Raw genomic sequence first — 19,596 nt, 5'->3', positions numbered from 1 at the left:
GTCAGACGTGGACGTTGTCCGGCGTCAAATCTTCAAGTGAGGCATTGGCAATGAGGATGCTCGATGTCGACGCGCCGTCGCCGTCTAGATCGACGAGCACGCCGTTCTCCGTCTGGGTGGCGGCGTGCATGAAGTCCTCGAAGGAATGCAAAGTCGAAATGAGGTCGCGCTGGACGATGATAATGTCGCCCTCGGCTCCATTGAAGTCAGTGATGACATCATGGCCCTGTCCGCCGATGCTGTTGAAGATGAAATAATCCCCGCCGGCTCCGCCCGACAATACATCATCACCGGTCCCGCCGGTGAGTTCATCATTGCCGTCTTCCCCATAGAGCATGTCGTCGCCATTGCCGCCATGCAGCGTATCGTTGCTGAAGCCGGCGCGCAGCAGATCATTGCCGTCGCCGCCTTCCAGAAGATCCGCATGGCGTCCGCCGATCAAAACGTCGTCGCCCTGGGCGCCATAGAGCTCGAAATGCTCGACGTTGAAGATGTGCTGGCCCTGCAGTCCCGTAGTGCGCACGTCAATGTATCCGCCATCCCGCTCGGTGACCGTGAGCCGCAGAAGGTCGTCGCCTTCACCACCGTCGATGAACGCAAATGAATTGCCTGCATTGAGAATGTCATCGCCGCTCCCGCCATCGAGATAGTCTCCGGCGTTGGGAATGTCGTTCTGCAGGCCCTGTACGCCCGCATAGAGAGTATCGTTGCCAGCGCCACCCTCGAGATGATCGGCGCCTCGACCGCCTACCAGAAGATCGTCGCCGTCATTGCCGATGAGCTTGTCGTCATTGTCGGTGCCGACCGCTAGATCCCCGTGCTTGCTGCCGTAGAATTCGAGACGCTCTATGCCCGTCGCGTACTTCGTGTGTGAAGGATACGCATAGGGGTATTCGGAAGTTGAAAGCTGGATATCGCCGTGGTTCCACGCCTGGTAAACGGCCTTGAAACCGTCGCTTTGGCTCTCGTAGCGATCGTAATCGGTCACGTTGACGATGAGGGTGTCGAAGCCGGCGCCGCCGGAGACCTTCGACAAACTGCTTATTTCGATGGTATCGTTGCCTTCGCCAGCATTGATGCGGTCGAAACCGCCCCCGCCGACAATGGTGTCATTACCGGCATTGCCGGTCAGGAAGTTGTCGCCCGCATCACCGACAATGTGGTCGTCGTACTTCGAACCATAAACGCCTTCGAAGCCGATGAGCTGGTCGCCCTCGGCTGCTCCGCCGTGCTGGACGATGCGGTTTAGGTCGACATCGATGCCGGCCTTGGAGCCGGTATATTCGGCGATGTCCTCGGTGCCGGAGCCGCCATCCATGAAATCGGCACCGTCGCCGCCATTGATCACATTATTGCCGGCATCGCCGATCAAACGATCGTTGAAGGCCGAGCCGCTGAGATTCTCGATGCCGTGCAGGCGGTCGCCTTCGGCATCGCCGCCGAACTGCTGGCCCGTGCGGCGCAGGTCGACATCCACAGCTTCGGACGATGTCGTATAGCTAGCCCGATCATGGTCGGTGGTGGAATTGTCGAAAAGGCGGTCGGCTCCTGCGCCCCCGGTGAAAACGTTGTCCTTCGCATTGCCGGTGATGGAGTCATCATGGGCCGAGCCCATGACATTCTCGATATCGACCAGCGTATCGCCGCTGGAATAGCTGAGCCCCGGCGTTACGGCCTGCCGTTCGATCTCAAGGTCGACATGGATGCCAGTCTCCGAGCCCCGATAATCGACTGTGTCGCGTCCTTCGCCGCCATCAATGCGGTCTTCACCGGCGCTGCCGATCAGCCGGTCATTGCCGGCAAGGCCGGACATGGTGTCCTCGTCGGTCGTGCCCTTGAGCACATCGACATTCTCAGAACCTGTGACATTTGCCATTTCCGAACTCCCCACGTTGGATGCTGGCGGCAATCTCAATCAATAAATATACACAGTCAAATGTTTGAAATTACTTCAATAATCCGAGCAAATTTCTGAAACTGGCGCGTCAGAAACAATGTTTTCGTCGGCTATTCGTTGCCCGGTTCAGGAGTATTGAAGAAGCATTCTCCCTCCATTTTCGAAGCGACACCCCGCGTCCAACCTCAGGTGGACAACACCGATCAACTGAAGGTGATAGTTAATGTCGGATGGAACCAGCCGCCTAGATCTACGTTGTTGAGCAAATAACGGAGGCGACAATGAAAGAACATCGGTGGTCGACAATTATCGGAATACTGGCAGGGTTGTCGGTGGGTGCAGGTGTGGGCGAAGCAATGATGGGAAATATATTGCTCGGCCTATTGATCGGTTCGGCCATGGGCGCCTTCATAGGTTCTAACACGCACGTCCATCGCGACTATTGATCCTGTTGCCTAAAGAAATCTGCTCAGCTGTGCAGCGCACGCAAACGTGTGGTGTTTAGGAGCCCCTGTTCCTCGAGCACGGGATAGGCCATTGCGGCGAGCAGTGAGTTGATCTGCTTGAGATCGCGGATGGTATCGAGGTGGATCGAACTCGTCTCGAGGCTGCGGGTCGTTCCTTCACGCAAGCGGTTGAAATGCCTGTCGCTGGTTTGCTTCTCGGCATCGCGCAGATGATCCTTTTCCAGTACCAGCTGATGCGCGGTTTCGCGATCTCGTGACACGAGGACGTTGAACGCCATCCGCGCATTGGTCAGAACCCTTGCATGGAAATCGCTGAGTTCGCGCCAGCCTTCATCGGTAAACTGTAGCTTGCGGTCCATCTTCTTTTGCACGAGCGCCAGCATGTTGCGCACGATGATGTCGCCGACCTGTTCGAGTTTGACGCAGGCGCCGAGTAGTTCGCGCGCCCTGCCCACCTCATAATCCGACAGTTTCCGCGTCGTCAGTTTGGCGAGATAGAGCTTGATGGCGGCGTGCTTGCGGTCGACCTTGTCATCGAGCGCCGAGAGTTCGTCGATGCGTGCCTGGTCGGGATTTTCGTAAAGGTCAATAATGCCGCGCAGCATGATCTCGACCGTTTCGCAGACGCTGACCGTCTCGCGTGTTGCATTGGCAAGAGCAAGACTTGGCGTATCGAGCACGCTTTCATCGAGCGCACTGAGTTCGACATGGTCGATGGGCTTTTGCGGCTCGGCTGGTGCGTTGAGCGCCACCACCGCCCGCGTCGCCTTGAGAACGAGCGAGGACAGCGGCACCCCGGCAAGAAGAATGATGACATTGAAGAGGATGTGGCCGTTGATCACCTGGTCGGCCGGAGTGCTGCCAAGAACGGCAACGGGCGGACGGAAGGCGAGATACAGCGTCAGGATGACGATGGAGCCGAGCCCCCGCATCAGGAGATTGCCCATCGGCACGATGCGGGCTTTCGGCGCGGCGTTGCGGGTCAGGACCGGTGCGATGAACGACGAGCCGAGATTGACGCCGCAGATCATGACGATGCCAAGCTCCGGCTGGATCAGGCCGCGCGAGGCGAAGGTGACAACGAGCAGCACCGCTGCAATGCTCGAATGGAAAAGCCAGGTCGTGAGCGCCGCGAGAAGGAAAGCCGTCACCGGGTCGGTATTAAGGTAACTGACGATGACCGGCAGGAGTTCGCTGTTGCGCAAGGGTTCGGTGGCCTGCCCGGTCATTTCGAGCGACAGCACGAGCAGTCCGATACCGACGAGAATGCGGCCCATCTGCCGCCAGTTGCTGCGCTCGGTCGACATGAAGATTACCGTGCCGGCGACAAGGCAGAGCGGCACCAGCAGCGTCAGGTCGAAGCTCAGGATCTTGACGACGAGCGCCGAGCCGACCTCGGCGCCGCGCACTGCCATCAGACCGGCAATCCCGCTGACAATGCCGGACCCGACAAAGGAACCGACCAGGAGGCTGACTGCGGTCGAGGATTGCAGCGCGATCGACAACATCAAACCCCAAAGCACGGCAAGCACGGGATTGTGCAAAACGCCGCGCAGGCTGCGGCGCATGCGCTCGCCATAGGCGCGCTCGACACCGGTGCGGACCATGCGCGTTGCCCAAAGGAGCAGCGCCACCGCGCCCGCCAAATGCAACAAAACCGAGGAACCGTTCACTTGGTGCAATCCATTCGTGTTGGAGATTGCGGTATAGCAGCCAGAAGAATCTAGCAGCCGATTGTTAAGATAACATATCGCGCTAAAAGCGAAAAAAATATGTTCCGGCTAAGAAAAATCATGTCGCATTTGGCATAATTTATCAGTTTGATGACAGATTTGTGTCGCCCCGGCAGAAGTTTTGCCGGCTACGCAAAATCGTAAAGTTCAAACCGAATCATCATAACGCGATGAACAGGGGATGACGGGGTTGCCGCCCTTCCGCCCAAACCTTATTTGTTGCAGTATGGTCTGCACATCGGGTTCGCAGCGATCCGACCTTGCTTACAATCTGACGAACGAAGAGCAGCATGCGATTTTCGCCATCCTTTCTCGATGAGATCAGGGAACGCGTACCGATTTCCAGCGTGATCGGCACGCGGGTTTCGTTCGATCGCAAGAAGACCAATGCGCCGAAGGGCGATTTCTGGGCCTGCTGCCCGTTCCATGGCGAGAAGTCGCCGAGCTTTCATTGCGAGGACCGCAAGGGCCGCTACCATTGCTTTGGCTGTGGGGTGACCGGCGACCATTTCCGCTTTCTGACGGAACTCGAGGGGTTGAGCTTTCCGGAGGCCGTGCAGCGTGTCGCCGACATGGCGGGCATTCCGATGCCCGCGCGCGACGTTGAATCAGAGATTCGCGAGGCAAAACGCGCGACTCTCTATGACGTCATGGAAATGGCGACCCAATTCTTCGAGGAGCGGTTGCAGGCAGCAAGCGGTGCCAAGGCGCGCGCCTATCTGCGCGATCGGGGCTTGAGCGCGGCAACGCAGCATGCCTACCGCCTTGGTTACGCGCCGGAAAGCCGCAATGCGCTGAAAGAACATCTCGCACTGAAGGGGGCGACGAAGGAGCAGATCGAGGCCTGCGGCCTCGTCGTCTATGGCGACGACAAGCCGGTCTCGTTCGACCGGTTTCGCGACCGCATCATGTTCCCGATCGAGGATCTGCGTGGCCGGATCATTGCCTTTGGTGGGCGGGCGCTGACGCCGAACGCCATTGCCAAATACATGAACTCCAACGAAACCGAGCTTTTCCACAAGGGCAAGGTCCTGTTCAATGCGCTGCGCGCTCGCAAGGCGGCGCAGCCGCAAGGCGGGCAACCGGCAAAAGCCGTGATTGCCGTCGAAGGCTATATGGATGTTATTGCGCTGGCGCAGGCTGGCTTTGCCCAGGCGGTCGCGCCGCTCGGCACGGCCTTGACCGAGGATCAGCTCGATCTTCTCTGGCGCATGTCGCCCGAGCCTGTCCTCTGCTTTGACGGCGACAATGCCGGTATCAAGGCAGCGCACCGGGCGATCGATCTCGCCTTGCCGGCGTTGAAGCCTGGACGCTCACTGCGCTTTGCAGTGCTGCCGGAGGGCAAGGACCCGGATGATCTCGTCAAGGCGTCCGGCCCGCAGGCATTCCAGGCCGTGCTCGATGATGCACGTCCGCTCGCGGACATGCTGTGGGCGCGCGAAACGAGCGGCGGCATATTCGACACGCCCGAACGGCGCGCCGAACTCGAGGCGCGGCTGAAGCAGATGACGAGCCTTATCGGTGACGAGAATGTGCGCCGCCATTATGCCCAGGACGTTCGCGACCGGATCCAGCAGTTTTTCAGCGCCAATACGCGAGGCAATGAGCGTCGCGGGGCCGGACAGCCGGGAAGCAACCGCAACAGCTTTGGCCCGCAGGCCGGTTATGGCCAGCGGGGGCGAGGGGCTCCCAATGGGCGGCTCGCCGTATCGGAAAGTTTGGCGCGCTCGGTTCTCGTCAAGACAAGCTCCGCTACGCTTCCCCTGCGCGAGACCGCAATCCTTATGACATTGTTCAACCATCCCCGGCTTATTGAGGATGATTTCGAGACGATCGTGCGGCTTGAATTCACCCATTCCGATCTGAAGTGCTTCCATACCGCGATGCTGAACGCCATGGCCGAACATCACGTGGCGGACGGACGTGAAATGCGCAAGGCGATGACCGAGACCGGCCACGGCGCGCTGATCGAGGCGCTGGAAGCGCTGGTAAGGCGCGCCCGCATGTGGACGGCGACGGCGGAGGCGGCGGAAGAAGACGCGCTTGAAGCTTTAAGACAGGCCATTCACTTGCATCAGCGCGCCAGCACCCTACATAAGGAGCTGAAAGTCGCTGAAACTGCATTGGCTACGGAAGCCACCGACGAAAATCTCAACCGGCTGCTCGATATTCAGAATGCCATCCGAAGTGCGCAGGCAACCGAAGCACTGATCGAAGGGTTCGGAATACCCTCGGGACGGTCGGGCAAGGGGTTTTGACCGAATTGATTCGCTTTTTTACCGCGAATCAGTTGAGTCGGGGTTGACGTGGGTCAATAATGACGGAATCAGATTGCGCGGAATTGTAGATATTGCGTTGATGTTTGCGGGTCCAGCAGAAAATCCTGCAAATGCGGCAAATATCCAATGTGCTCGCCATCACCGGGATAACAAGGTTAATCCGACATTAACAGGATTTCGACTACTCGAACATTCAATAGCTTGATGGTGCAGGGGAACCGGGGTGCCGCCGCACCGTTCCACCATGCATGAACAAGGCGAAGGCCGCTTGGAGATATAGAATATGGCAACGAAGGCAAAGGAAAACGAGGAAGTAGAAGTCGAGCGCGAGGGCGCGCCGGACGGTCCGCTTCTCGACCTTTCCGATGACGCTGTCAAGAAGATGATCAAGCTCGCCAAGAAGCGCGGCTATGTGACGATGGACGAACTCAATGCAGTTCTCCCATCCGAAGAGGTCACTTCCGAGCAGATCGAAGACACGATGGCGATGCTCAGCGACATGGGCATCAATGTCGTGGAGGATGACGAGCAGGACGCAGACGCCGAGGAAGCCGACAGCAGCGCCGATGAAGAGAGCGATGCCCGTGAGCTTGCCGATGCGACCGGCACCGCCGTAGCTCCGACGACGACCAAGAAGGAACCGACAGACCGCACCGACGATCCCGTCCGCATGTATCTGCGCGAGATGGGCACGGTCGAGCTTCTGTCGCGTGAAGGCGAAATCGCCATCGCGAAGCGCATCGAAGCGGGCCGCGAGACGATGATCTCCGGCCTTTGCGAGAGCCCGTTGACCTTCCAGGCGATCATCATCTGGCGTGAGGATCTCAACGAGTCGAAGATTCTGCTACGCGAAATCATCGATCTTGAAACGACCTATGCCGGTCCGGAAGCCAAGCAGGCTCCGGTCATCGAACGCGTTGAAGAAGAACGGCCCGCAGGCGGCAACGACAAGTCGCGCCGCTCGCGCGACGATGACGACATTACCAATGTCGGTGGCGACGCTCCGGTCGAGGAAGAAGACGACGAGGATGACGAGGCCAATCTGTCGCTTGCCGCGATGGAAGCCGAACTGCGCCCGCAGGTCATGGAAACGCTCGATGTCATCGCCGATACATACAAGAAGCTGCGCAAGCTGCAGGACCAGCAGGTCGAGAACCGCCTTGCCGCCTCGGGTTCGCTTTCGCCGAGCCAGGAGCGTCGTTACAAGGAGCTCAAGGACCAGCTGATCAAGGCGGTGAAGTCGCTTTCGCTCAATCAGAACCGTATCGAGGCTCTGGTTGCCCAGCTTTACGACATCAACAAGCGCCTGGTGCAAAACGAAGGGCGCCTGCTGCGCCTTGCCGAATCCTATGGCGTGCGTCGCGAGGATTTCCTGAAAGAGTATCAGGGCAACGAGCTCGATCCGAACTGGTTGAAGGCCGTTTCGAACCTGACGACCCGTGGCTGGAAAGAGTTCACCAAGAACGAGAAGGACACGATCAAGAACCTTCGCACGGAAATCCAGAACATGGCGCAGGAAACCGCCATTTCGATCTCGGAATTCCGCCGCATCGTCAATCAGGTGCAGAAGGGCGAACGCGAGGCCGCTCTGGCCAAGAAGGAAATGGTCGAGGCCAATCTGCGTCTCGTCATTTCGATCGCCAAGAAATACACCAATCGCGGCCTGCAGTTCCTTGACCTGATCCAGGAAGGCAATATCGGCCTGATGAAGGCGGTCGACAAGTTCGAGTATCGCCGCGGCTACAAGTTCTCGACCTATGCGACCTGGTGGATCCGTCAGGCGATCACCCGCTCGATCGCCGATCAGGCCCGCACGATCCGCATTCCGGTGCATATGATCGAGACGATCAACAAGATCGTTCGCACGTCGCGCCAGATGCTGCATGAGATCGGCCGCGAGCCGACGCCGGAAGAGCTTGCCGAAAAGCTTGCCATGCCGCTGGAAAAGGTGCGCAAGGTGCTGAAGATCGCCAAGGAGCCGATCTCGCTCGAAACGCCTGTGGGCGATGAAGAGGATTCGCATCTCGGCGATTTCATCGAGGACAAGAATGCGCTCCTGCCGATCGACGCCGCCATTCAAGCCAACCTTCGCGATACGACGACGCGGGTTCTCGCTTCGCTTACGCCGCGTGAGGAACGCGTGCTGCGTATGCGCTTCGGCATCGGCATGAACACTGACCATACGCTGGAAGAAGTCGGCCAGCAGTTCTCGGTAACGCGCGAGCGTATCCGCCAGATCGAGGCAAAGGCGCTGCGCAAGCTCAAGCATCCGAGCCGTTCGCGCAAGCTGCGTTCGTTCCTGGACAGCTGAGCCGCGTATAAAGCTGTTAGAAATGCAAACGGGATGGGTGCAAACCCATCCCGTTTTGTTTTTGGGGTGTTAGCGGAAGCTGTTGGGCTAAAGCGAAGGCTCGTCGGACTTCTTCTCGCCCTTGTCCTTCACCATGAGCTTGTCGATATAGGCAAGAAACAGCGCGGAGAACACGAAAGTCAGGTGGATCAGCGTAAACCAGGTCAGTTGCGAGGTTGAGAACTGCGTCAGGTTCAGAAAGACCTGGAGCAGGTGGATCGACGAGATGGCAACGATGGTCGAGGCAACCTTGATCTTCAGCGATCCGGCGTCTATCGTGCCGAGCCAGTGCACCTCGTCCGCCTGGTCGAAGCGGCTCACGAAGTTCTCATAGCCAGAGATGATAACCATGACGACGAGGCTCGCGACCAGCGCGGCATCGATCAGGCCAAGCATTTTGAGGATTGTGTCGGTCTCGTCGAGTACGGTGACCTTGGCTACGAAATCGATCAGCTTACCGGCGAACGAAAATGCATAGATTGCGAGCGCGAGAGCGAGGCCAAGGTAAAAAACCACCAGCAGCCAACGCGAGGCGAGAATGATATTTTCGACAAGTATTTCAATGCGTTTCATAGTGTGGGTCCAATTTCTCGAACTGGGCTCAGCCAATAAATGCTCCAGGGGTTCAGCCAACACATAGCAATCGATGTTGCGAACTCAACCCGCAGCGACAAAAAACCCGGGCAATCGCCCGGGTTTTTTTGCTTTAACGGTCTCCTTGCAATCAATTGTTGCTGGCGACCGGTGCGACAAGCGGCGTGATGCGGCGAATCGCAACCCGTCGGTTCTGCTGCTCGGGCGATTCCGTCCTGATCTTCAGGTAGCGCTCGCCATAGCCCTGCGTTGCCATGTTCTCCGGCGGAATGTCGAAGACGTTGGTGAGCGCCTGCGCCACCGATTCGGCGCGCTTGTCGGAAAGAACGAGGTTTGCCTGGTCCGAACCCACCGCATCTGTATGGCCCTCGATCAGGAAGGTCTCGGCCGGGTTCTTCTTCAAGGTCTGCGCCATTGCCTTGGCGACGCTATCCAGGCGCGTGATCTGGTCTTCCCCGATCTCGGCCGACCCGAAGGCGAAGGTGATCGTGTCGAGATCGACGCGGCGCACCTTGTCGCGGATGCGCGCCGAGCGCTTGACCTCATCGACCGAATAGATGCGTTCGACGCGCTCGACCGGCGGGCGGGCAAAGAAGTCATAGACTTCTTCTTCCGGCGCCTCTTCGGCATCGAGGATGTAGTCGCGCACCGGAATGTCGAGGCGCAGCGGCGGCAGGTCGTCGCCGGGGTCGCGCCAGTTAACACGCTCCTCCCGGTCATAATCCGGAGCGTAGGTCAGCAGCACTTCGCGACCATCCGGGGTAATACGCGAGCGCTGGATGACATCGCCGTAGCGGTTGCGGATCGTAACGATCTGCACGCCATTTTCCCGGACAATGGTTTCGCGGGTGCGGCGGCGCGGCAGGTCTTCATAATAGACGTCCTGGGCGTTACGGCTCATGCGCGGGCGGTCGGAGCTTTCAACGAAGATATTGTTGTCGACCTCGACTATGGCGCGGTTGTCATATTGCTTGATGACCTGCACATCGCCCGGCCGCTCGTCGCGCCGCGCCTGCTTGGTGCGGGTGCCCTTTTCGACGAGCACGGGCTCGATCTTGACGGGTGCGATCGTCTGCTGCACGTCGGCATCGGTTTTCGGCGGCGGTCCGGCGGGTGCCGCTGGTTGCTGGGCGACCGGTTGCTCGGCTGGTGCTGGAGGCTGGCCGGCCTGCTCGGCCTTGTTGCCGCGCTTGCCGCCCTTCTGTTTTGCATCCGCCGCTGGAGCGGGCTTGTCGCTGTCAAGCACCGGCGCGGCATTGGCCGGGAGGGGTGAGGCTTCCTGCGGTGCCGGCTTCGCGGCTTCGGCAGGCGCTGGTGCTGCCGGCTGGCCGCTCGCGGCGTCAGCCGGCTTGGCGGGCGCAGTTTCAGCCGCGGGTTGATTGGGCGTCGCGGGCTGCTCGGCCGTTGCGGGTGCCTCGGTTGCGGGCGCGGCCTGTTTGGCTGCTTCATCAGCAGCCTTCTTGGCGTCTTCCGCTGCTTGTTCGGCCTGTTTGTCGGCAGCCTTCTGCGTGCCTTCGGCGTTCTTGCGCGCTTCTTCTTCGGCGGCCTTCTGGGCTTCTGCCGCCTTTGCAGCTTCCTGCTCGGCTGCCTTCTTTGCCTGTTCGGCCTGCTTTGCGGTTTCGCCTTCAGCAGCCTTTGCCGCATCGGCTTCGGCGGCGGCTTTCTTTCGCGCTTCTTCTTCTATGGCTTTTTGCTGCTCGGCTGCCTTGTTGGCCTCAGCCTCGGCGTCGCGCTTGGCCTTCGCTGCGTCCTCTGCCGCCTGTTCCGCGGCGGCCTTCGAGGCCTTCGCTTCTTCGGCCGCCTTGCGCTTTGCTTCTTCTTCTATGGCTTTTTGCTGTTCGGCGGCCTTGTTCGCCTCGGCTTCAGCGGCGCGCTTGGCTTCCTGCGCCTGCTTGGCAGCTTCAGCCTCTGCAGCCTTCGCGGCTTCCGCAGCCTTTCGGTTTGCCTCCTCTTCAATGGCTTTCTGCTGCTCGGCGGCCTTTTCGGCTTCCGCTTGTGCAGCCCGCTTGGCTTCTTCGGCTTGCTGCTTGGCTTGTTCTTCTGCCTGTTGCTTGGCCTGCTCTTCAGCCTGTTGCGCCGCCTTGCGCTTCAATTCCTCCTGTGCCGGGTCCTCCTGTGCGGGCGCGGGCTGTTCGGCCTGCGCCACCACCACCGGCATGTTGGAGTTGGAGGAAATATAGGGGCGGTTGAGCGGCGGCTGTTCCGCCATGGCGTAAGGCGAGGAAAAGAGAATTGCTGTTGAAGCAAAAAAGAGCGCTGTACGTTTCATTGTCATCCCTGTCTCGCGTTCCTTCTTGTTGAAACACGTCAAAAGTTCGCGATCGCAACCTTGTTCCGGTTTGTGGCAACGGCTTGACCATTGCGATCTTCGTTTCAGTTTTCATTGCCCGTGGCAATGCGCCGGTCCGACGTTGACCGAACTGATCGAACCCACGTTTGCAGCTTGCGCCTGTATCCCCCATGAAGGCGCCGTTCATCTGGCATTCATGTTTTAAGAATGGACGTGGCCCGGCTGGCGATGTATTTCAGCGCATGCCCTCTGAACCCTTCTGGAAGACAAAGATCCTCGATGAGCTCAGCCGCTCCGAATGGGAAAGCCTGTGCGACGGCTGCGGCCGCTGTTGCCTGCACAAGCTCGAAGACGAAGACACCGAAGAGATTTATTTCACTACCGTCGCCTGTACCTTGCTCGATGCCGGCACCTGCCAATGTTCGGATTACGTACACCGCAAGGCCAAAGTCCCCGACTGCGTTTTCCTGACCCCCGAAATCGTGCGCACCGTCGACTGGCTGCCGGAAACATGCGGCTATCGCCTGATCGACGAGGGACGCGACCTCTACTGGTGGCATCCGCTCGTATCCGGAAGCCGGGAAACCGTGCACGAGGCCGGGATATCAGTGCGCGGCAAGGTCACCGCCTACGATCATGAAATGAAGAGCGACGAGGATTATTTCGATCACATGATGACGCTCGAAGAATCCGACTGAGATAAACCGAATGTGAATGCTCCGTTGAGGAATTGTTCAGATCGAATGTGGAACAAAGCGCTCCTGTCCGGATTCCAGTAAGCTTGGAAATTCCCCCCATCCCGGACACAAAAACAGGAGAACGCCAAATGGCTGTTTCATTCAAAACGTTGGCTGTTACCGCGACCATCGCCCTTGGTTCAATTCTCGGCGTCAATGCCGCTTCAGCAGCGCCGATCACGGCAGCACCAATGACGGATGGCGCTTCGCCGCTGGTGAAGGTCGATTATTATCGCCGCGACTATTACCGTCCGCCCTATCGGCCGGCTCCCGCCTGCACGCCGGGACAGGCTGCGAGCAAGGCAAGCCGCATGGGCCTGTATAACACCCGCGTCGTCGTCAACCGCAATGTCGTTCGCGTCGCCGGCTGGAAGCGCGGCTACCGCACGGCAGTCGTCTTTGCCCGCGCGCCGGGTTGCCCGGTCGTCCGCTAAGCGTAACATAACAATGAAAAAGGGTGCCCGTCGGCACCCTTTTTTATTTCCGCTCTACGTTGAACTCAGTTCTTAAGCTCAAACGTCATATTCACATTGACGTTGTAGGTGTTCTCGCCGGTAGCAACGGGAACGGGTGATGCCGCATCCATCGCCATCATCTTGCCGCGCGCCGCCATCGGAACCGGGCGCGGACTGAAGCTCTGTTCGTTGATTTCGATGACCCGGCCAAGTTCGACGCCGGCCGCGGCAGTCAGCGTCTTTGCGCGCGCAACGGCATTTGCAACGGCGTTCTTGCGCGCTTCTTCAAGAATTGTGTCCGGCTTGTCGTTGGTGAAGGTGATGTTGCCGCCCTGATTGACGCCGAGCGTGACCGACTGGTCGAGGATGTCGCCGACCTTCGCGAGGTCGCGTACGCGCACCGTCAGGGAATTTGACACGGCATAGCCGACGATCGACGGCGGTTTGGGCGGCTGGTTATTGTTGTTTTCCGGGAACACATAGCGCGGGTCGATGCTAAAGCCGGAGGTCTGCAGATCGCGTTCGGCTATCCCGGCCTTTTTCATGGCGTCGAGTACCTTCGCCATGGCTTCATTGTTGGCGGTCAGCGCCTCGCGGGCTGTTGGCTTTTCCTGCATGACGACCAGCGAAAGGATCGCGGTGTCGGGCGCAGCAGCGGCTTCGCCTTCACCTGTGACCGTGATACGCGGGCGCGGCGCGTCCTCGGCATAGGCAGCCATAGGCACCGCGACCATGGTGGTTACTGCAAGGGCCAGCGTCAGGATTTTCGATGTCATGGATAACTCCCCAGATGAAGTGACGTTGCTGCGTCGCAGGTGATTATGGGTGGATTAGGGCAAAAGACAAAACTTTTGAACAGGATAGGTTTTGTGCATCCAAACGGCATCCTGAACGTTACCAAGCAAATGTCAGAGGAGTTTTGACGATGAACTGGACAGAGCCCAAGCAAAAGCCCCGCAGGAACGAATCGCCCGAGACCGAAACGTCCGGCCCGCAGTCGTTCGACCGGGACGAGATCGTCGACGACGATGTCATCGCGGATGACGAACTCTCCATCCTCGGCGAACGTCAGGTCGAGCCGGAAGATGCCGGCGAGGTATCGGAGGAAGATGACGACAATCCCTATCAGAACAGCGACGAAGCGCTGCCTGATGACGAGGAGGAACTGGAAATTGCGCGCGACCCCGAACGTGAGGGACGCCGCTTCAACGATTAGACATCCACGCGCCGATAGCGTTCCAGTCGGAAAACACGGCCGAAGCGCCCTTTGCGATAAGCGCGGGGGCGTGATCCTCATGGGTGTGGGTGCCCCCGGTATAGCCGATCGCGGTCATGCCGGCCGCAACCGCACCCTCGACGCCAAAGGGCGAATCCTCGACGACCACACATTTGGTTGGGTCGGCCTGCATCTTTTCGGCGGCAAGGAAGAAAAGGTCGGGCGCAGGCTTGCCGCGCTTGACCATGAACGAGCTGTAGACGGCATCGCCGAAAAAGCGTGCTAGCCCGGTGATTTCGAGGCTGAAGCGGATGCGTTCGAGCGACGAGCCGGAGGCAACGCAGTGCGCCGTTTCGAGGCCTTCCAAAAATGAGACGATTCCCGGTGTCGGCTGCAGCGACTCTGCGAAGATGCGCTTCGTCTCCGGCCAGAGACCGGTCTCCGCTCCGTCCGCAAGCTGCAAACCCGTGAGTTCAGCGACGCGGGCGATGATGTCGGCCTGTTTCAGGCCGATGCATTGCGCGATCGTGCCATCCGGCAGCGAGAGGCCCTGCTGGCCATAGATATTGCGATAGGCGAGCGCCGCGAGCGGTTCGCTGTCCACAAGCACGCCATCGCAATCAAAGATCACCAGTTCGAATTGGTTCTGCGGCATTTCCATCCTCGTTGTTGGCCCTTCCGGGCATCTTAATGATCGATCTTTACTGCTCTTATAATGCACATAGGTCTTGACTAAAATACAAATGTTCAATATTCGATGATTGTAATTTGAAAGGCTCCGCACAAGCCGGCGGGGACCGCTGAGGGAGGCGTTATGGCGAGCAATGTTGCACTGACGGGACTGGCGCGAGACATGCAGGCGCGGGCGGATGCCGGGCGGCCGATCCGCATCGGGCTGATCGGTTCGGGCGAGATGGGCACCGATATCGTGACGCGCGTGGCGCACATGCCGGGCATCGAGATCGGCGCGATCTCGGAACTGAAGCTGCCGAATGCGCTGAAAGCCGTCGACATCGCCTACCAGGAGAGCGGCCATGGCCGCGAGGTCACCAATGCCGCGGCGCTGACGGCGGCGATGGAGGCCGGCAAGGTTGCCGTCACCGACGATGCCAATCTCATCCTTGAAAACGACCTCATCGACGTCGTCATCGATGCGACCGGGGTCCCGGCGGTCGGGGCCGAGATCGGCCTGCGGGCAATGGAGCACGGCAAGCACCTCGTGATGATGAATGTCGAGGCGGACGTGACCATCGGCGCCTATCTGAAGAGCGAGGCCGACCGGCTCGGCGTCACCTATTCGCTCGGCGCCGGCGACGAGCCGTCGTCGTGCATGGAACTCATCGAATTCGTCTCGGCCATGGGCCATCCGATCGTCGCCGCCGGCAAGGGCAAGAACAACCCGCTCAACATCGACGCCATTCCCGACGACTATGCCGAGGAAGCCGAACGCCGGCACATGAACGTGCGCATGCTGGTCGAGTTCGTCGACGGCTCGAAGACCATGGTGGAGATGGCGGCGATCGCCAATGCCACCGGGCTCGTGCCCGACAAGCCCGGCATGCACGGTCCGGCGGCAACGCTCGACCAGCTGTCGAAGACGCTGATCCCGGAAAAGGATGGCGGCGTGCTCTCACGGGTCGGCGTCGTCGACTATTCGATCGGCAAGGGCGTTGCCCCCGGCGTCTTCGTCGTCGCCGACATGTCGCATCCGCGCATTTCCGAGCGCATGGAAGACCTGAAGATGGGCAAGGGCCCGTACTTCACCTTCCACCGGCCCTATCACCTGACTTCGCTCGAAGTACCGCTGACCTGCGCCCGTGTCGTCCTTTACGGCAAGCCCGACATGGTGCCGCTGGCCAAGCCCGTTGCCGAGGTCTGCGCCGTCGCCAAGAAGGACATGCAGCCCGGAGAGAAGCTCGATGCCATCGGCGAATATTGCTACCGCGCCTGGATCATGACCGCGGCGGAAGCGCGTGAAGCGGGGGCGATCCCCTGCGGACTTCTGCAGGGCGGCACCGTCACGGCGCCGATCCGCAAGGGCGAACTCATTACCAGCGCCAATGCCGCGCCGGTGCCAGGCTCGAAGATCGTCGAACTGCGCGCCCGCCAGGACAAGCTCGTCTACGGCGCGTGAGCGAGAAGCAACAAGATTCGTACGCCAGCCACTATCAGACAAGGAGCGCCGAAATGGCTTCCGCCAGAAGTTCAAATGCCAAACTGAAGGACGATGGCAGCAATCTTCCGTTCGCATTCCGGCATTATCCGCCGGAACAGCTGAAGGAGGCGCTGCGCAAGATGTACCTCATCCGCCGTTTCGAGGAGGGGGCCGAGGAATCCTATACACGCGGCCTCATCCACGGGACGATGCACCTCTCCATCGGCCAGGAAGCAAGCGCCGTCGGCATCTCGCTGCCGCTTTCCGATGACGACATGATCACCTCGACGCATCGCGGCCATGGCCACTGCATCGCCAAGGGCGCAGAAGTATCGAAAATGTTCGCCGAGTTCTTCGGCAAGGAAACGGGCTACTGCAAGGGCCGTGGCGGCTCGATGCATATTGCCGACGTATCCAAGGGCAATCTCGGCGCCAACGGGATCGTCGGCGGCGGCATTCCGATCGCCGTCGGCGCCGCTCTTTCCGCCAAGAAGCAGAAGAACGGCAAGGTCGTCATCTCCTACTTCGGCGATGGCGCCAACAATGAGGGTGCCTTCCACGAAGCACTCAACATGGCGGCAGTCTGGAAACTACCTGTCGTTTTCGTCTGCGAAAACAACGGCTATGGTATGTCCACTTCAACCAAGCGTTCAACAGCGGTTGCAAATGTCGCTGACCGGGCTGTGGCCTACAACATGCCGGGTGTCATTGTCGACGGCAACAACCTTTCCGAGGTTGCCGAGGCCTCGCATGAGGCTGTCGAGCGGGCGCGCCGCGGCGAAGGCCCGACGCTGATCGAGTGCAAGACCTACCGGCATCGCGGCCATTCCAAGAGCGACCGCAACCGTTACCGCACCAAGGAGGAGATCGAGGACTGGATCACCAACCGCGATCCGATCCTGCTGTTCCAGGAGCAGTTGAAAGAGTTCGGCTTCGTTACCGATGGCGAAATCGAGGCGATCCGCGCCGACGCCGAGAAGGAAATCGCCGAAGCCATCGAATTTGCCAAGAACAGTCCGTCGCCCGATTTGAACAATCTTACCCGCGACGTTTATACGGTTGATATTCAATGAACGAGATCATTCGCGAACTCAGCTATTCGCAGGCCATCCAGGAAGCCATGGCGATTGCCATGGAGGCGGATGAGCGTGTTTTCCTCATGGGCGAGGATATCGGCGTCTATGGCGGCGCCTTCCAGGTAACCGGCGATCTCGTTCATCGGTTTGGCGAAGACCGGGTCATGGATACGCCGATCTCGGAGCTTGGCGGCGCCGGCGTCGCGGTCGGTGCGGCGCTGACCGGGATGCGCCCGATCTTCGAATTCCAGTTTTCCGATTTTGCCGCGCTCGCCATGGAGCAGATCGTCAACCAGGCGGCAAAGATCAGGTACATGCTCGGCGGCGCGGTTTCTGTGCCGCTGGTGATGCGGTTTCCAGCGGGTTCCGGCACAGGCGCTGCCGCGCAGCACAGCCAGAGCCTCGAGGCATGGCTTGGCCACGTTCCAGGCCTGAAAGTGATCCAGCCGGCTACACCATACGACGCAAAGGGCATGCTGCTCGCTGCGATCGAGGATCCGGACCCGGTCATGATCTTCGAGCACAAGCTCCTCTACAAGATGAAGGGACCGGTTCCTGAGGGTCACTATACCGTACCGATCGGCAAGGCCGCTATCGTGCGCGAAGGTACGGACCTGACCATCGTTGCCACGGCCATCATGGTGCACAAGGCACTTGAAGCTGCCGAGGTGCTGGCCAAGGAAGGCATCAACATTGAAGTAATCGACCTGCGCACCGTGCGGCCAATGGACAAGGCTACGATCATCGCCAGCGTCAAGAAGACGTCGAAGCTGATGTGCGTTTACGAGGGCGTCAAGACGCTGGGCGTCGGCGCCGAGATCAGCGCCATGATCGCCGAGAGTGAAGCCTTCGATTATCTCGATGCGCCGATCGTGCGTCTCGGTGGCGCCGAAACGCCGATACCCTACAATCCCGACCTTGAAAAAGCGACGGTGCCACAGGTCCCCGGCATCATTGCGAGCGCCCGCGATCTCGCCAAAGGGGTACGCTAGTCATGCCCGTCGAAGTGATCCTGCCCAAGGTCGACATGGATATGGAAAGCGGCCAGATTTCGCGTTGGTATGCCAAGGAAGGCGACAACGTTTCCAAGGGCCAGCTTCTGTTCGAGATCGAAACCGACAAGGCGGCCATGGAAGTCGACGCTCCCTCGACCGGGATACTGCGTGACGTAAAGGCCGGGGAGGGCACGACCGTGCCGGTTGGGCAGGCAGTCGCCTGGATCTATGGCGAGGGTGAAGCCTACGCGGCTACCCCCGCAAAAGCCGATGCAGGCAAGCCTGATACGTCTGAAAAGCCGGCTGCAGCACCCGCCCAAACCGCGCCGGTTCAGGCTGCACCCATTGCGGCGACGCCTGCTGTTGCCGAAACCAATGGCGTCCGCGCCACGCCGCTGGCGCGCCGTGTTGCGCGCGAGGCCGGTATCGACCTCGCCTCGCTCAAGGGATCCGGCCCCAAGGGCCGTATCCAGAAGAAGGATGTTGATGCAAGTACGCTCAAATTGGATGGAGCGTCGGCCAAGGCGCCTTCACCATCGCCACTGCCTGCACCGGCGCGGACTGCGCAGGCAACAGGCGAAGCCCCGCTCAACGCGGTCTGGCTGCGTGAAGGCAAGGGTGCTGGACATGCACCGGTGGTTCTCATCCATGGCTTTGGCTCCGATCTGAATAGCTGGCGGCCGATGCTTGGCGGCGGCACGCTCGACAATCCAGTCCTCGCCATCGATCTGCCGGGACATGGCGGTTCGACCCGCGCCATACCGGACGATCTCGACGGCATCGCCGATCTCGTCGAGCAGACCGTTGCTGCGTATCATTCGGGCCCCGTCATCCTCGTGGCACATTCGTTCGGCAGCGCCGTCGCAACGGAGGTCGCAGCACGCAACAATCTCGATGTGCGTGCGCTGACACTTATATCGCCTGCGGGGCTCGGACCGGAGATCAATGGCGGCTTCCTTTCCGGTTTCGTTCGGGCGCGCAGCGAGGCGAGCCTCGTCGCGTGGATGAAGCAGCTTGTCCAGGATGAAAGCCTGCTGACCAAGCCTTTCGTCAATGCCACACTGGCACAGTCGCAGGACACGGCGCTGCGTGAGGCGCAGCAGCAGGTGGCGGATCGCTTCTTTGCCGACGGAACGCAGGTGATCGACACGAGGCAAACCCTCGCCAGTCTGCTCATCCCGGTGCGTGTGATCTTCGGCGCGGCCGACCGTGTCATACCGGCAAGCCATGCAGCGGGGCTGCCGGGCGAGATTGCGGTGCATGTTTTTGCCGGCACCGGCCACATGCCGCAGCTCGAACAGCGCGAGAAGGTCATGCGCATTCTCGCCGAGGTCAGCCGGTCAGCCGGCTGA

16 protein-coding genes are annotated in these 19,596 nt (G+C 59.9%); 10 read left to right on the top strand and 6 right to left on the bottom strand.

Annotated features, from left to right (window positions below; translation table 11 throughout):
* Window position 1 precedes the first annotated feature (1 nt).
* The gene (locus BM074_RS17480) at window positions 2–1,876 is read right to left on the bottom strand and encodes a calcium-binding protein (RefSeq protein ID WP_091923732.1); all 1,875 of its coding nucleotides are present in this window, start codon (window positions 1,874–1,876) and stop codon (window positions 2–4) included.
* 302 nt (window positions 1,877–2,178) lie between these two features.
* Between BM074_RS17480 and BM074_RS23095 the strand changes: the two genes are divergently transcribed.
* Window positions 2,179–2,343 (top strand): hypothetical protein, encoded by a 165-nt coding sequence (locus BM074_RS23095; protein WP_153668500.1) that lies wholly within the window; start codon window positions 2,179–2,181, stop codon window positions 2,341–2,343.
* Between the two features lie 23 nt (window positions 2,344–2,366).
* Here the strand turns inward: BM074_RS23095 and BM074_RS17475 are convergent, their stop codons facing one another.
* On the bottom strand, window positions 2,367–4,037 hold the full coding sequence (locus tag BM074_RS17475; RefSeq protein WP_091923730.1) for a Na/Pi cotransporter family protein: 1,671 nt from the start codon (window positions 4,035–4,037) through the stop codon (window positions 2,367–2,369).
* Window positions 4,038–4,387: 350 nt separating this feature from the next.
* Between BM074_RS17475 and dnaG the strand changes: the two genes are divergently transcribed.
* Both dnaG and rpoD read left to right on the top strand, forming a co-directional pair.
* Complete coding sequence (gene dnaG, locus BM074_RS17470; RefSeq protein WP_091923728.1) at window positions 4,388–6,355, top strand: DNA primase; 1,968 nt, start codon at window positions 4,388–4,390, stop codon at window positions 6,353–6,355.
* A 304-nt stretch (window positions 6,356–6,659) separates the two neighbouring features.
* Complete coding sequence (rpoD, locus tag BM074_RS17465; protein WP_027233342.1) at window positions 6,660–8,687, top strand: RNA polymerase sigma factor RpoD; 2,028 nt, start codon at window positions 6,660–6,662, stop codon at window positions 8,685–8,687.
* 87 nt (window positions 8,688–8,774) lie between these two features.
* Here rpoD and BM074_RS17460 read toward each other — a convergent pair whose 3' ends face one another.
* Window positions 8,775–9,299, bottom strand: coding sequence for a TIGR00645 family protein (locus BM074_RS17460; protein WP_081815992.1), 525 nt, complete (start codon window positions 9,297–9,299; stop codon window positions 8,775–8,777).
* Between the two features lie 151 nt (window positions 9,300–9,450).
* The gene (locus tag BM074_RS17455) at window positions 9,451–11,589 is read right to left on the bottom strand and encodes an OmpA family protein (RefSeq protein ID WP_244532937.1); all 2,139 of its coding nucleotides are present in this window, start codon (window positions 11,587–11,589) and stop codon (window positions 9,451–9,453) included.
* Window positions 11,590–11,852: 263 nt separating this feature from the next.
* On the opposite strand from BM074_RS17455, the gene BM074_RS17450 reads away from it, so the two are divergent.
* Entirely contained in the window at window positions 11,853–12,308 is a 456-nt protein-coding gene (locus BM074_RS17450) for a YcgN family cysteine cluster protein (protein WP_091924006.1), read from the top strand.
* 128 nt (window positions 12,309–12,436) lie between these two features.
* Window positions 12,437–12,781 (top strand): hypothetical protein, encoded by a 345-nt coding sequence (locus BM074_RS17445; RefSeq protein ID WP_091923726.1) that lies wholly within the window; start codon window positions 12,437–12,439, stop codon window positions 12,779–12,781.
* Window positions 12,782–12,846: 65 nt separating this feature from the next.
* Here BM074_RS17445 and BM074_RS17440 read toward each other — a convergent pair whose 3' ends face one another.
* Complete coding sequence (locus tag BM074_RS17440; RefSeq protein WP_091923725.1) at window positions 12,847–13,578, bottom strand: SIMPL domain-containing protein; 732 nt, start codon at window positions 13,576–13,578, stop codon at window positions 12,847–12,849.
* Window positions 13,579–13,727: 149 nt separating this feature from the next.
* Between BM074_RS17440 and BM074_RS17435 the strand changes: the two genes are divergently transcribed.
* Entirely contained in the window at window positions 13,728–14,018 is a 291-nt protein-coding gene (locus BM074_RS17435) for a hypothetical protein (RefSeq protein ID WP_036815342.1), read from the top strand.
* Here the strand turns inward: BM074_RS17435 and BM074_RS17430 are convergent.
* Window positions 14,008–14,673 (bottom strand): HAD family hydrolase, encoded by a 666-nt coding sequence (locus tag BM074_RS17430; RefSeq protein WP_091924004.1) that lies wholly within the window; start codon window positions 14,671–14,673, stop codon window positions 14,008–14,010. The genes BM074_RS17435 and BM074_RS17430 overlap by 11 nt on opposite strands.
* Window positions 14,674–14,832: 159 nt before the next feature.
* Between BM074_RS17430 and BM074_RS17425 the strand changes: the two genes are divergently transcribed.
* From BM074_RS17425 to BM074_RS17410, 4 genes are read left to right on the top strand one after another with little or no spacing between them, the layout of a single operon-like run.
* Window positions 14,833–16,152, top strand: coding sequence for an NAD(P)H-dependent oxidoreductase (locus tag BM074_RS17425; protein ID WP_091923723.1), 1,320 nt, complete (start codon window positions 14,833–14,835; stop codon window positions 16,150–16,152).
* A 53-nt stretch (window positions 16,153–16,205) separates the two neighbouring features.
* Entirely contained in the window at window positions 16,206–17,246 is a 1,041-nt protein-coding gene (gene pdhA / locus BM074_RS17420) for a pyruvate dehydrogenase (acetyl-transferring) E1 component subunit alpha (protein ID WP_027232000.1), read from the top strand.
* A complete protein-coding gene (locus BM074_RS17415; RefSeq protein WP_091923721.1) occupies window positions 17,243–18,241 on the top strand; it encodes an alpha-ketoacid dehydrogenase subunit beta in 999 nt (332 codons plus the stop codon). The genes pdhA and BM074_RS17415 overlap by 4 nt, the downstream gene beginning before the upstream one ends.
* 2 nt (window positions 18,242–18,243) lie before the next feature.
* Window positions 18,244–19,596: an acetoin dehydrogenase dihydrolipoyllysine-residue acetyltransferase subunit gene (locus tag BM074_RS17410; RefSeq protein ID WP_091923719.1), complete on the top strand. Its 1,353-nt coding sequence runs from the start codon at window positions 18,244–18,246 to the stop codon at window positions 19,594–19,596.

Source organism: Phyllobacterium sp. CL33Tsu (assembly GCF_900113985.1).
GTDB classification, from domain to species: domain Bacteria; phylum Pseudomonadota; class Alphaproteobacteria; order Rhizobiales; family Rhizobiaceae; genus Phyllobacterium; species Phyllobacterium pellucidum.
Note: the sequence above shows the minus strand (reverse complement) of the source record. Positions and strands in the feature narration are given on the sequence as shown.

Excerpts from the sequence above, each read along its gene's own strand:
- rpoD (WP_027233342.1), top strand. The coding sequence starts at position 6,660 with ATGGCAACGAAGGCAAAGGAAAACGAGGAAGTAGAAGTCGAGCGCGAG.
- BM074_RS17445 (WP_091923726.1), top strand. The coding sequence starts at position 12,437 with ATGGCTGTTTCATTCAAAACGTTGGCTGTTACCGCGACCATCGCCCTT.
- BM074_RS17460 (WP_081815992.1), bottom strand. The coding sequence starts at position 9,299 with ATGAAACGCATTGAAATACTTGTCGAAAATATCATTCTCGCCTCGCGT.
- BM074_RS17430 (WP_091924004.1), bottom strand. The coding sequence starts at position 14,673 with ATGCCGCAGAACCAATTCGAACTGGTGATCTTTGATTGCGATGGCGTG.
- dnaG (WP_091923728.1), top strand. The coding sequence starts at position 4,388 with ATGCGATTTTCGCCATCCTTTCTCGATGAGATCAGGGAACGCGTACCG.
- BM074_RS17455 (WP_244532937.1), bottom strand. The coding sequence starts at position 11,589 with ATGAAACGTACAGCGCTCTTTTTTGCTTCAACAGCAATTCTCTTTTCC.
- BM074_RS17425 (WP_091923723.1), top strand. The coding sequence starts at position 14,833 with ATGGCGAGCAATGTTGCACTGACGGGACTGGCGCGAGACATGCAGGCG.
- BM074_RS17415 (WP_091923721.1), top strand. The coding sequence starts at position 17,243 with ATGAACGAGATCATTCGCGAACTCAGCTATTCGCAGGCCATCCAGGAA.
- BM074_RS23095 (WP_153668500.1), top strand. The coding sequence starts at position 2,179 with ATGAAAGAACATCGGTGGTCGACAATTATCGGAATACTGGCAGGGTTG.
- BM074_RS17440 (WP_091923725.1), bottom strand. The coding sequence starts at position 13,578 with ATGACATCGAAAATCCTGACGCTGGCCCTTGCAGTAACCACCATGGTC.
- BM074_RS17480 (WP_091923732.1), bottom strand. The coding sequence starts at position 1,876 with ATGGCAAATGTCACAGGTTCTGAGAATGTCGATGTGCTCAAGGGCACG.
- BM074_RS17410 (WP_091923719.1), top strand. The coding sequence starts at position 18,244 with ATGCCCGTCGAAGTGATCCTGCCCAAGGTCGACATGGATATGGAAAGC.
- BM074_RS17450 (WP_091924006.1), top strand. The coding sequence starts at position 11,853 with ATGCCCTCTGAACCCTTCTGGAAGACAAAGATCCTCGATGAGCTCAGC.
- BM074_RS17435 (WP_036815342.1), top strand. The coding sequence starts at position 13,728 with ATGAACTGGACAGAGCCCAAGCAAAAGCCCCGCAGGAACGAATCGCCC.
- pdhA (WP_027232000.1), top strand. The coding sequence starts at position 16,206 with ATGGCTTCCGCCAGAAGTTCAAATGCCAAACTGAAGGACGATGGCAGC.